We start from the raw sequence: 13056 nt of genomic DNA, 5'->3' as shown, positions 1-13056 counted from the left end.
GTTCACAGGCGGGCCAGCTTCCGGCGGCGGCACAGCGCGATGAACACCGGCGCCCCGAGGAACGCGACGACGATCCCCGCCTGCAGTTCCTCCGGCGGGTTCAGCACGCGGCCGACGACGTCGGCGCCGATCAGCGCGATCGGCGCGAGCAGCATCGAGTACGGCAGCACCCAGCGCTGATCCGGGCCGACCAGCATCCGCGCGGCGTGCGGAATGGCGAGCCCGAGGAACAGGACCGGTCCGATCGCCGCGGTGCCCGCGCCGCAGAGCAGCATCACCACGACCGCGCCCAGCACCCGGGTACGGCCGACGTGGGCGCCGAGCGCCTTGCCGGTCTGGTCACCGAGCGCGAGGACGTTGAGCGGACGGGCGAGCAGCAGCGCGATGATCACGCCGAGTACGACGAACGGCGAGATCTGCAGGAACACGTCCCATTTGCGGCCGCTGAGCGAGCCGACGTTCCAGAACCGGAACTGGTTGAACGTCTCCGGCATCAGCAGCAGCACACCGACGATGTACGCCTGCAGCACCGCCATCACGGCCGAGCCGGCGAGCACCAGGCGGTCCGGTGTGGCGCTGCGCCCCGCCGAGCCGAGGGCGTACACCACGACCGAGGCGATCGCGGCTCCGGCGAAGGCGAACCAGATGTAGCCGAGCACGCTGGTGACACCGGCGAACGCGATCCCCGACACGACGGCGGCCGAGGCACCGGTGTTGACGCCGAGCAGGCCGGGGTCGGCGAGCGGGTTCCTGGTGAGCGCCTGCATCACCGCGCCCGCGAGGCCGAGCGCCGCCCCGACGACCAGGCCCAGCAGGGTCCGCGGGATGCGGAGGTCGTGGATGATCACCGCGTCGGTCGAGCCGTCGTTGTGCCACAGCACCGACCAGGTGGAGGTGAACGGGATGCTCTTCGACCCCACCCAGATGCTGAGCAGGAAGACGAGCGCCAGCAGCGCGAGCCCGACCACCAGACCGCCGGCGCGGAACGTCCGTGCCGCCGCGCTGGGCGGGGACGCCGCTTCGGGCGGGCGTTCGGTGACGACCACGGGACCTCCTTCGAGTGAGGCGAGGCTAACCGAACGCCGGAGTTCACCTCAACGAGCTACCTACTTAGACTAGCCTTACCTACTCCCCACTAGGAGGCGCCGGTGACCGCAACGGCCACCACCAGCCGAAGCGTCCTGCGCCAGGCGATTTCCGGGCAGCGACGGCAGGTCACGCTCGCGTCCGTGCTCGCCGCCGGGCACCAGGGCGGCGAAGCACTCGTCCCGGTGATCATCGGCGTGGTGATCGACCAGGCGGTCGACGGCGGTTCCGTGGGCACACTCGTGTTCTGGCTCGCCGTGCTCGCCGTGGTCTTCGCGGGACTGTCCTACAGCTACCGGTTCGCCGCGCGCGCGGCCGAAGGCGCGTCGCTGCGGGCCGCGCACGACCTCCGCATCGCGATCAGCCGCCGGGTCCTGCATCCCGGCGGTGGCGCCGAGAACGGCAAGCTCGCCGGGGAACTGGTCAACATCGGCACCAGCGACGCGCAACGCGTCGGCGTGGTGAACGCCGTGCTGCCGTTCGGGATCGCGGCACTGGCCGGAGTGCTGGTCAGCGCGGTCGCCCTCCTGCGCATCTCGCTTCCGCTGGGTCTCCTCGTACTGCTGGGCACGCCACCGCTGCTGTACCTCGCGCATCTCATCGGCAAGCCGCTCGAACGCCGCAGCGAGGCGGAACAGGAACGGTCCGCGCACGCCTCGGGGGTCGCCACGGACCTGGTGTCCGGCTTGCGGGTGCTCAAAGGCATCGGTGCCGAACCCGCGGCCGTCGCCCGCTACCGCGACACGAGCCAGGACTCGCTCAAGGCGACGCTGCGCGCCGCGCGGGCCAAGGCCTGGCACGACGGCGCGGTGCTCGCGCTGACCGGCGTCTTCATCGCGATCGTCGCCCTCGTCGGCGGGCATCTCGCGTCGTCGGGTTCGATCAGCGTCGGCGACCTCGTCGCGGCCGTCGGGCTCGCCCAGTTCCTGCTCACGCCGTTCCTGATCTTCTCGTGGGTCAACGGCGAACTGGCGCAGGGTCGCGCGTCCGCGTCCCGGGTCGCCGACCTGCTGACCACACCCGCCGCGGTGGAATCGGGCGACGGCGAACTCCCGTCGCCCGCCGCCGGAAACGTGCGGCTCTCCGGGGTCTCGTACGGCAGCCTTCGCGGTGTCGACCTCGACATCCCGGCCGGACAGCTGATCGGTGTCGTCGCCGCGGATCCGGCCGCCGCGACCGATCTGCTCGACTGCCTCGGCCGCGCGGGCGACCCCGCCGAGGGCAGGGTCGACGTCGACGGCGTTGATCTGTCCACCGTGGACCCCGAACGGGTGCGGGAGGTCGTCCTGGTCGCGGCGCACGACGCGGACCTGTTCGAAGGGACGCTCGCGGAGAACGTCCACGCCGGCGACCGCCCGCTCGACGAGGCACTGGCCGCGTCGGCGGCGGACGAGGTCGCCGCGGCGCTGCCGGACGGCACCGGGACCGCGGTCACCGAACGCGGCCGTTCCCTTTCCGGCGGCCAGAGGCAACGGGTCGCGCTCGCCCGCGCGCTCGCCGCGGACGCGCCGGTGCTCGTCGTGCACGACCCGACGACGGCGGTCGACACAGTGACCGAGGCGAAGATCGCCACCGGGCTCGCCCGGCTACGACGAGGCCGGACCACGATCCTGGTGACCACGAGCCCCGCCCTGCTCTCCGTGGCGGACCTCGTCGTCGTGCTCGACGGCGGCCGGATCACCGGCGAAGGCGGCCACGCCGAACTCGTCCGCGATCGCGCCGACTACCGCGCGGCGGTGCTGTCATGACCCGCGAACTCCTGCCCACCGCCGACGGCAAGCGGATCCGTGCGGTCCTCGGCGAACTGCTCCGCACGTCGAAGGCCCGTGCGGCGGGCGCGCTCACGATGCTCGTCGGCGCCACCGCGATCGGGCTGCTCACCGCCCGCCTGCTCGGCCACATCGTCGACCTGGTCATCGAAAAACGACCGGCCACCGAACTGGCGACACCGGTGGTGGCGCTGGTCCTGGTCGCCGTCGCACAGGCGATCGCGACGGCGCTGGGTGTCTCGCTCACCGCGAAACTCGGCGAAACACTGCTGGCGGAACTGCGCGAACGGTTCGTCGACCGCGCGCTGGGGCTCCCGCTGGAACAGATCGAACGCGCGGGCTCCGGCGACCTCACCGCCCGCGTCACCAACGACGTCACGGTGGTCGCGAGGGCGGTCCGCGAAGCCCTTCCCGAGCTGGGCCGCTCGGTGCTCACCATCGTGCTGACGCTCGGCGCGCTCGCCGTCCTGGACTGGCGGTTCCTGCTGGCCGCGCTGCTGGCGGCGCCGATCCAGCTGCACACCGTGCGCTGGTACGTCCGCAACGCTGTCCCGTTGTACGCGAAGCAGAGGATCGCGACCGGTTCGCAGCAGCAGCAATTGCTCGACACGATCGGCGGCGCGAAGACCGTCCGCGCGTTCCGGCTCGCCGACGCCCATGTGGAGCGCGTGCGGCAGCGGTCCGAGGGCGCGATGGACCTGATGCTGCGCGGCGTGCGGCTGATGACGAAGTTCTTCGCCCGCCTCAACCTTGCAGAGTTCATCGGTCTCTCGGCCGTGCTCGCGGCCGGTTTCCTGCTGGTGGGCGCGGACGCGGTGACCGTCGGCGCGGCGACGGCGGCGGCGTTGTACTTCCACAGCCTGTTCGGCCCGATCAACACCGCGCTCGCCTTGGTGGACGACGCGCAAGCGGCCGCCGCGAGTCTCGCCAGGCTGATCGGCGTCGCCGACCTGCCCGCGCCGCGCGAACCCGAGCGGCCGGCGAGGCCCGTCGACGCGTCGGTGAAGGCGGCCGGGATCTCTCATTCCTATGTGGACGGACATCCGGTGCTGCGGGACGTCGACCTCGACCTCTCCCCCGGTGAGCGGGTCGCGCTGGTCGGGGCGAGCGGGGCCGGGAAGACGACGCTGGCCAAGCTGATCGCCGGGATCCACGCCCCGGCTTCGGGAACGATCTGCGTCGGCGGGGTCCCGCTCGACGAGCTCGGGCCGTCCGCCACGCGGCGGGCGGTCGCGCTGATCAGTCAAGAAGTGCACGTCTTCGCCGGCTCACTGGCGGACGATCTCCGGCTGGCCCGTCCGGACGCGTCCGACGCGGACCTGGTGACAGCACTGGAAAAGGTCGGCGCACGGGGTTGGGCGGAGGCGCTGGGTCTCGCGACCGTCGTCGGCGAGGGCGGGCATCAGCTGACGGTGACCCAAGCGCAGCAGCTGGCGCTGGCGCGGCTGGTACTCGCGGATCCGCCGATCGCGATCCTCGACGAGGCGACCGCGGAAGCCGGAAGCGCGGGCGCGAAAGTCCTCGAAGCCGCCGCGGCCGCCGCCCTGGAGGGACGGACCGGTCTCGTCGTCGCGCACCGGCTGACGCAGGCGGCGGCGTCGGACCGCGTCGTCGTGCTCGACGCGGGCGTGATCGTCGAAAGCGGGACACACGACGAACTCGTGGCCGCGGGTGGTCAATACGCAACGCTTTGGGCGGCCTGGTCGGACAACCGTTCACAGACGTGATCCGGGACGCAGCGTCACCGGTTGCAATCGGCCGGTCGGCGTCTTAGGTTAGCCAAACCTGATTCTCGATTAATCCGGCATACCGCCGGACCTCCGATCACGAAGGACGGATGATGGCCCGAATCCCCACCCTCTCCGCCGCGCGAGGGCGCCTGAAGACCGCCGGTGTACTGGCGTCCGCCCTGGTGCTGGCCGCCTCGCTCACCGCGTGCGGAGGAGGCGGCGAGTCGGCCACCCCGGCCGCGCAGAACTCCGCCGGCTCCGCGGTCGACGCGAACGCGTTCCCGACCACCATCGAGCACAAGTACGGCAGCACCACCATCACCCAGGAGCCCAAACGCGTCGTCACGGTCGGCCTGACCGAACAGGACGCGCTGCTCGCCCTCGGCGTGGTCCCGGTCGGGGTCACCGAATGGCTCGGCAAGTTCCCCGGCACGATCGGCCCGTGGGCGACCGACAAGCTCGGCGGCGCCGCGCTGCCCGAGGTGCTCAAGGACGTGGACGGGCCGCAGTACGAGAAGATCGCCGCGCTGAAGCCGGATCTGATCATCGCGCTGTACTCCGGGCTCACCAAGGAGCAGTACGACAAGCTGAGCCAGATCGGCGTCCCGGTCGTCGCGCAGCCCAAGGAGTACAACGACTACGGCATCCCGTGGAACGAGGCGACCAAGAAGGTCGGCCAGGCCGTCGGGCGCGCCACCAAGGCGAACGAACTGGTCAAGGCCGTCGAGGACAAGTTCGCCCAGGCTCGCAAGGAGCACCCGGAGTTCGCGGGCAAGTCGGCGCTGATGGCGTCGACCTACGAGGGCTACTTCGTCTACGGCAGCCAGGACGGCCGCTCGCACATCCTCGAATCGCTCGGTTTCAAGCTGCCCGCCGACCTCGACGCCGTCATCGGTGACAAGTTCGGCAAGAGCCTCAGCGCCGAACGGACCGACCTCCTCGACCGCGACGCGCTCGTGTGGCTGATCGACACCCCGGCCAAGGCGCAGGAGATCCTCGGCAAGGACGCGCTCTACACCGGCCTCAAGGTGGCGAAGGAAAAGCGCGAGGTCTTCATCGAGAACGAAGGCAACTACGGCAGCGCGGTCTCCTTCGTGACCGTGCTGAGCCTGCCTTACGTGATCGACCGGATCGTCCCGCAGCTTTCCGCGGCGGTCGACGGTGACCCGAAGACCGAGGTCAAGCCGGCCAGCTGAGCCTTTGGCCGTTGCGCGTGAAGGCCTCCTTCCCTTGGCTGAGCCGAGGGAAGGAGGCCTTCACGCGCTATCGGGCACGTGCTCCGGCCCGAACCGGCGCTTTCGCGTGTCTGACCGGACGACACACGTGATCAGATGGACGACACGCTCGCGGCCGCCGCGAGCCGTCCGTCCAGTCACGCGTGTCGTCCGCCCGAACACGTGTGTCCTCCCGCCAGTCACGCGAGTCCTTTGGTTCTCATGAGAGGTGAGCAAAGGTGGCGCATCCGTGCCGATCAGGCGTCCGATTGATGCCTTGACATCCGTATCCATGCAGGGTCGTGAGTGATAAGGAGGGTTAGAACCACCCAAAACACTCACGACCCCCGCACCAAGCGACCAAATCAGCCGTTTGCCCCCCGGGGGCGTCCTTTGTGGACGGTCAAAGGTCACGAGGGCGGGAGTTGTGCAGCGGAACGGTGATCTGCTTCAGCCAGGTCTTCGTGGTGAAGTCGCGGGCCTTGATCACCACCGAGCCCGACGAGACCTCGACCTGCAGTCCCTGGTTGAAAGCGCCGCCGAGGGACACTTCCCCGCCCTTGCCGTCATCCGTCCACCCGGTCTGGACGGCCGCGGTGTTGACCACGGTGAACCCTTCGAGGTTGCCGGTGCCCGGGACCACCCGGCGGACCACCCAGTCCGACAGGTTGAGATCCCAGTGCGTGTGCCCGGAGAACAGGAACACGTCCCGGTGACGGCCGAGAATCGAAAGCAGCCGGTCGGGCTGGAGGTAGTCGGACCGGTAGAGCTTGTTGTGCGTACCGGAAACCGTGTTGGGCAACGGATGATGGGTCAGCACCATCACCGGGCTGCGCCGGTTCGACCAGTATCGAAGCCGTTGCTCCAGCCAGGTGAACTGGCCGTCGCTCATCCAGACCTCGTCCCACAGCTTGGGGTCGTGGTACTTCGCGTACCGCTCGGTCCCGAGGCAGAGCACCGGAACCCCGCCGAACGACGTCTCGCTGTAGACCGTGTTGCGGCCCGCGAACCGGTAGAAACTGCGGAACAGCGAGTCCTCGGTCGTCCCGTTGGGCCAGGTCTCCTGCGCGAGGGTGTCGGGATCGCGCCATTTCGGGACGTAGAACTCGTGGTTGCCGATGGCCCACGCGACCTCACGCGGATGCGGGTGCTTGTCGAAGGTCGAACGGAGCTGGGCGTACTCGAAGTCGTAGCCGCGCGGGGTGAGGTCACCCGCGATGCCGAGGCCCGCGCTGCCCGGGTTGATCGCGTGCAGGTCGTCGAGCGCCTTGCCGAAATCGGTCAGGTCACCCTGGATGTCGCTGAGGATGTTGAAGCGGACGACAGGCCCGCGTGGCCCCCACTTCCCCTGCGCCTCGGCCTGTCCCGGCAGCATCGTCACTCCCGCGGCCGCACCGCCGGCGGCCACCATGAACGCTCTTCGATCCATAACCCGAACGCTACTCACGTTTTATGGCCGGATTCGGTCATGCTTCTGAACAACGCAAGTCCGTGAAGGCCTCCTTGAGGGACCAGGAGTCCCTCAAGGAGGCCTTCACGGACCGAAGCGGGTCAGGACTCCATAGCCTTGATGAGCGAAGCGGGCCGCAGGTCAGTCCAGTTGGTCTCGACGTATTCGAGGCACGCCGGACGCGAGGCCGGGCCGAACTTCGTGGTCCAGCCCGCCGGGACCTCGACGAACTCGGGCCACAGGCTGTGCTGTCCCTCGTCGTTGACGAGCACCAGGTACGTGCCGTCGGGGTTCTCGAACGGGTTCGTCATTCCTTGTTCTCCTTCTGTACGGCCGGTGAATCAGCCCGGCGAGTGAGCGCGTCCAGCGCGAGGAACCAGCCTTCCGCGAGTTCCCGCACCGAGTCTTCGGTGAGCACGGCCTCCGGCCACGACCAGTGTGCGCTCAGTTCAGGACCGCCGGGGCGGTCCTCGGCCACGACGTTGACCGTCAGCGCGTGCGAGACCGGCATCCCGTCGTCGGCACCGAGTTCGGCCGCCTCGGCCTCCGCCGCGTACGACCAGTCGGTCGCTTCGGGGACGCCGATCCGGCCAAGGTAGTTGAACTCGATCTGCGGCTTCGCGAACTTCGCGAGTTCAGGCCCGGTGTGCGGGTTCAGGTAGCGGAGCACGCCGTGCCCGATACCTCCGTCCTGCAGCCCATCGAGGTGAGCCTGCACCCGCTTCAACGCGTCGTCGGCGGCGGGCCCGCCCGCGAACGCGTCGTCCAGGTCGACGTCGCCCAGGTCGAGGCACACCGGGACGACGCTGGTGAACCAGCCGACCGTCCGCGAAAGGTCCGCCAGTTCCTCTTCGCGGCCGTGTCCCTCGACGTCGACCAGCACCGCCTGTCCCCCGTCCCGGCGCCAGCGGGCGACGGCGAGCGCGAGACCGGTGAGCAGGACGTCGTTGATCGTCGCCCGGGACAGCAGCGGGGCCGTCCGCTCGGTGGGCAGCCTCAACGACACCTTCCGCACGGTCGCCTGCACGTCCCGAGCGGGGTCGAGCGGCCGCTCCAGCGGGATCGGGTCCCCACCGCCCAGCACCGACTTCCACCGCTCCAGCTCACCCGCGCGGTCCTGTGTGGACAGCGCCTGCGCCCATCGGCGGAACGAAGTGTCCACAGGGGACAAATCGGGTGTCTCGCCGCGCGCGACCGATTCCCACGCGGAAGCGAGGTCCGGCAGCAGGATCCGCCACGAGACACCGTCGACGGCCAGGTGATGGATCATCAGCAACAACCGGCCGGAGCCCGACGAGCCCGCGTCGAACCACGTCGCGCTCAGCATCACGCCGGCGTCCGGGTCCAGCCGGGAACGAGTCGGCACCGCGTGCCGCTCGACCAGCGCGAACAGGTCACCGTCCTCGGCGTCGACACGCTCGACGCGCACCTCGGCCGATTCGGCCACCCGCAGCACCCAGCCGTCGACCGACCGGTCGAGCCGCGCACGCAGCATGTCGTGCCTCACCACGAGCGCGTCGAGCACGGTCTTCAGCTGCTCGCCGGTCATCCCGGCGGGCGTCCGAACCAGAGCGGCCTGGTGGTAACCGTCGATCGGACCGCCGAGCTCCCGGAGCGCGTGCATGATCGGCGTGAGCGCGATCGCGCCGTCGTCCTCGATCCGTTCCGCGACCTCGGCCAGCGCCGCGACCGTCCGGCCGGCGAACACGTCGTGCGGCGTGATCTTCAGTCCGGCCGCGCGTGCCCGGCCGACCAGCCGCATCGCGACGATGCTGTCCCCGCCGAGGGCGAAGAAGTCGTCGTCGGCACCCAGTTCCGGCACGTCGAGCACTTCCGCGAAGAGCGCGCACAACGTCCTTTCCAGCGCGGTCTCGGGCGCGCGGCCACCGGCCAGCTCCGAGTAGTCCGGCGCCGGCAGCGCCTTGCGGTCCAGTTTCCCGTTCGACAGCGTGGGAAGCGCGTCGAGCGTGACGAACGCCGCCGGGACCATGTAGTCCGGCAACGTCTCGGCCGCGAACCGCCGCAGCTCGTCCCGCTCCACAGTGGACACCACGTACGCCACGAGTTGCTTGACCCGAGGGCGATCCTCGCGCACCAGGACGACGGCCTGGGCGACGCCGCCGTGCCGTTCGAGCACGGCTTCGATCTCGCCCGGCTCGACCCGGAACCCGCGGATCTTCGCCTGGTCGTCGGCTCGCCCGCCGAAGTCCAGACGCCCGTCCGCGGTCCAGCGCGCGAGGTCTCCGGTGCGGTACATCCGGGCGCCCGCCGGGCCGAACGGGTCCGCCACGAACCGCTCCGACGTCAGCGCCGTCCGCCCGAGGTAGCCGCGGGCGAGCCCGGCACCGGCGAGGTACAGCTCGCCGGTGACCCCGGGCGGCACCGGCCGCAGCGCCGCGTCCAGCACGTAGGCGCGGGTGTTCGCGACCGGACGGCCCACCAGCGGCTTCTCGCTGTCGCCGATCCGCGCCACCAGTGCGTCCACTGTGGACTCGGTCGGCCCGTACAGGTTGAAGGCCTCGGTGCCGTCCAAAGTGGCCAGACGGCGCCACAGGCTCTCGGGCACCGCTTCACCGCCGACACCGATCACCGCGAGGGGACACCGGTCGCCGTCGAGCAGGCCCGTGTCCGCCATCTGCGCGAAGAACGACGGCGTGACCTCGATGAAGTCGAAGCCCTCCCGTTCGATCATCGCGGCCAGCAGCTCGGGGTCGCGCCGCGTCTCCTCGTCCACGATGTGCACGGCGTGCCCGTCGAGCAGCCACAGTTGCGGCTGCCAGGAGGCGTCGAAGGAGAACGACCACGCGTGCCCGACCCGCAGATGCGGTTTGCCGGTGGCCTCGACCGCGGGCCGGTGCAACGTGGCGCGGTGGCTGTGGAACAGGTTCACCACGCCGCGATGCGGGACCACGACCCCCTTCGGCGTCCCGGTCGAGCCCGACGTGTAGATCACGTACGCCGGATGCTCCGGGACGAGTGGCCGGACGCGGTCCCGGTCGGTCAGGTCGTGGGCCTGCCGGTCCTCGGTGACGAGTGCGCAGAGGGCCAGCGTCTCGATCTCGGTCCGGGGCAACGACTCCAGCAGCTCGGGCTCGGTCAGGATCACCTTGGGTCGCGCGTCGGCGAGCATGGCGGCCAGCCGTTCGGCCGGATAGTCCGGGTCGAGCGGCAGGTACGCCGCCCCCGCCTTGTGGACCGCGAGGATCGCCAGCAGCACGTCGGCCGAACGCGGCAACGCCAAGGCGACAAAGTCCTCGGGCCCCACCCCGTGGGCGACCAGCGCCCTGGCCAGCCGGTTGGCGCGCTCGTTGAGTTCGGTGAAGGTCAGGACGACCGCACCGGACACCACCGCCGTCGCGTCGGGCGAACGCCGGACCTGCGCCTCGAACAGACCGGCCACAGTGGACGGTTCGACGGCGAGGGCCGTGTCGTTCCACTCGCGCACGATCAGGTCCAGGTCGGCCTCGCCCAGGATGTCGGCCCGGCCGACGGGAGCGTCCACATCGGACACCATCGCCGCGAGCACCCGCTCCATCGCGGGCAGAAGCCGTTCCGGCAGGCCGGCGTCGAACAGGTCGGCGCGGTACTCCGCGGTGAGCTTCAGCCGTGCTCCCGGCTCCACCGCCCAGGTGAGCGGATAGTGCGTGGAGTCGTCGTGGCGCACGATCTCCCCGCGCAACCCGGCGCCCGTCTCGTCCTCGTCCGCGCCCGGGTAGCTCTCGAACACCATGAGGGTGTCGAACAGTTCCCCCAGCCCGGCACCGCGCTGGATGTCGGCGAGCCCGAAGTGCTGGTGCGCGAGCAATCCGGACTGCTCGTCCTGGACCCGGTCGAGCAGGTCGCCCAGCTTCTCGGCCGGGTCGAGCACGATCCGCACCGGGATGGTGTTGATGAACAGGCCGATCATCCGCTCGACCCCGGCCAGTTCGGGCGGGCGTCCGGCGACCGTCGCGCCGAAGACGACGTCCGCCCGGCTGGTGAGCCTGCCGAGCACGATGCTCCACGCCGTCTGGACCAGTGTGTTCAGGGTCAGGCCGCGTGAGCGGGCCAGCGCGGTGAGCGCCTCGGTCGACTGCTCCGGCAACTCCAGTGACAGCCGTTCCGGCAGGGCCGGGACCCGCTGGGGGTCGTGCGGGACGAGATGTGTCGGCTCGGTCAGGCCGTCGAGCGCCTGCCGCCAGGCGGCCTCCGCCGCGTCCCGGTCCTGGCCTCCGAGCCAGCCGAGATGGTCGCGGTACTGGCGGGCCGGTGCCACGTCGGCTCCGGCGTAGAGCTGGGACAGCTCGGCGAACAGCTGCGGAACCGACCAGCCGTCGAGCAGCACGTGCTGGTGGGTGAACACCAGCCGGTGGCGTCCGTCCGCCAGCGCGAGCAGCAGGAACCGCAGCACCGGCGCGGCAGCCGGATCGAAGCGGCGCCTGTCGTGGGCCATCTCCGCTTCGACGGCGTCCGGCGAATCCACGAAACGCCAGGGAACCGTGACCGAACGCGCCACCAGCGCGACAGGCCGACCGGACGCCAGGTAGCGGTAGCCCGTCCTCAGGACGGCGTTCCGGTCGACGAGTGTCTGAGCGGCGTCGCGCAACCGTGCCGGATCCAGCGGCCCTTCGAGATCGAAAGACACCTGGACGGTGTAGACGTCGGGTCCGTCGCCGTCCATCGTCGCGTGGAAGAGCAACCCGGCCTGCAACGGCGTCAGCGGCCACACCTCGGCCGTGTCCGGTGCGACGTCGAGGATCTCCGCGCGCTCCGCCGCGTCGAGCTCCACCAACGGTTTCCCGCTCTCGGGCGCGGGTGCGTCGAGCCGCACCGCGCTGACCTCGGCCAGGGCGGCGACGGTCCGGTGCCGGAAGACGTCACGCGGGTTCAGCAGCAGCCCGGCACTCCGCACGCGGCCGACCAGCTGCATCGCGACGATGCTGTCGCCGCCGAGGCGGAAGAAGTCGTCGTGGACACCGACCTTCTCCAGCCCGAGCACTCCCGCGACAAGTGACGCGAGCAGTTCCTCGCGAGGTGTGCGCGGGGCGTCGTCGGTGACCTCGCCGGAGAAGTCCGGCGCGGGCAACGCCTTGCGGTCGAGCTTCCCGTTGGGTGTCAACGGGAACGCGTCCAGCACCACGAACGCGGACGGCACCATGTACCCCGGCAGGGTGACCTCGGCGAGCCGCCGGGCCTCCTCGACGTCGGCCTCCCCGGTCAGGTACGCGACGAGCCTGCCCTCCCGCAGGACCACCCGCGCGGAGAGCACGGACTCGATCTCGCCCAGCTCGATCCGGAAGCCGCGCAGTTTGACCTGGTCGTCGGCGCGGCCGAGATAGTCGAGCGCGCCGTCGGCCCGCCACCGCGCGAGGTCACCCGTGCGGTACATCCGCTCCCCCGCGGCGAACGGGTTCGCGACGAACCGTTCCGCGGTGAGCCCGGCCCGGCCGAGATACCCGCGCGCTAGCTGCTTGCCAGCCAGGTAAAGCTCCCCCGCCACACCAGGAGGCACCGGGCGGAGCCGGGAGTCGAGCACGTGGACCTGGGTGTTCCACACAGGACGTCCAATGGGGACGGTGTCGTCAACGACCTCCCATGAGGTCACGTCCACCGAAGCCTCTGTCGGCCCGTAAAGGTTGTGCAGCGGGACATCCACGCGAGCGGCCAGCTCCGGCGGCAACGCCTCACCACTGCACAGGACGCGGCGGACGCCATGCCACGCTGGCCCTTCGGCGAGGAACGCTTCCAGCATCGACGGGACGAAGTGCAGGGTCGTGATCCCCTGGTCGCGGATCAGCTCCGCGAGATACCGCGGATCCCGGTGCCCG

General features: G+C 70.5%; 7 protein-coding genes. 3 read left to right on the top strand and 4 right to left on the bottom strand.

Features of this window, described 5'->3' with window-relative positions:
* Positions 1-2: 2 nt before the first annotated feature.
* A complete protein-coding gene (locus tag AB8M46_RS18185) occupies positions 3-1046 on the bottom strand; it encodes a FecCD family ABC transporter permease (protein WP_394360913.1) in 1044 nt (347 codons plus the stop codon).
* A gap of 102 nt (positions 1047-1148) precedes the next feature.
* On the opposite strand from AB8M46_RS18185, the gene AB8M46_RS18180 reads away from it, so the two are divergent.
* From AB8M46_RS18180 to AB8M46_RS18170, 3 genes are all read left to right on the top strand, one after another.
* Positions 1149-2834, top strand: coding sequence for an ABC transporter ATP-binding protein (locus AB8M46_RS18180; RefSeq protein WP_394360912.1), 1686 nt, complete (start codon positions 1149-1151; stop codon positions 2832-2834).
* Positions 2831-4582 carry an ABC transporter ATP-binding protein gene (locus AB8M46_RS18175; RefSeq protein ID WP_394360911.1) on the top strand — a complete coding sequence of 584 codons (1752 nt, stop codon included), beginning with the start codon at positions 2831-2833 and terminating at the stop codon, positions 4580-4582. The genes AB8M46_RS18180 and AB8M46_RS18175 overlap by 4 nt, the downstream gene beginning before the upstream one ends.
* Positions 4583-4695: 113 nt before the next feature.
* Positions 4696-5781, top strand: a complete 1086-nt coding sequence (locus AB8M46_RS18170; RefSeq protein ID WP_037339881.1) for an iron-siderophore ABC transporter substrate-binding protein — start codon at positions 4696-4698, stop codon at positions 5779-5781.
* A gap of 421 nt (positions 5782-6202) precedes the next feature.
* On the opposite strand, the gene AB8M46_RS18165 is transcribed toward AB8M46_RS18170, so the two are convergent.
* The 3 genes from AB8M46_RS18165 to AB8M46_RS18155 all read right to left on the bottom strand — a co-directional run.
* Positions 6203-7228, bottom strand: a complete 1026-nt coding sequence (locus AB8M46_RS18165; protein ID WP_350596530.1) for a DUF4073 domain-containing protein — start codon at positions 7226-7228, stop codon at positions 6203-6205.
* A gap of 122 nt (positions 7229-7350) precedes the next feature.
* Positions 7351-7560 (bottom strand): MbtH family protein, encoded by a 210-nt coding sequence (locus tag AB8M46_RS18160; protein WP_394360910.1) that lies wholly within the window; start codon positions 7558-7560, stop codon positions 7351-7353.
* A partial coding sequence (locus AB8M46_RS18155; RefSeq protein WP_394360908.1) for an amino acid adenylation domain-containing protein occupies positions 7557-13056 on the bottom strand: 5500 nt, incomplete at its 5' end. The genes AB8M46_RS18160 and AB8M46_RS18155, both read right to left, overlap by 4 nt.

This window comes from Amycolatopsis sp. SB7-3 (assembly GCF_041021335.1).
Taxonomy (GTDB): domain Bacteria; phylum Actinomycetota; class Actinomycetes; order Mycobacteriales; family Pseudonocardiaceae; genus Amycolatopsis; species Amycolatopsis japonica.
This window is presented reverse-complemented; position numbering and strand designations above follow the sequence as displayed.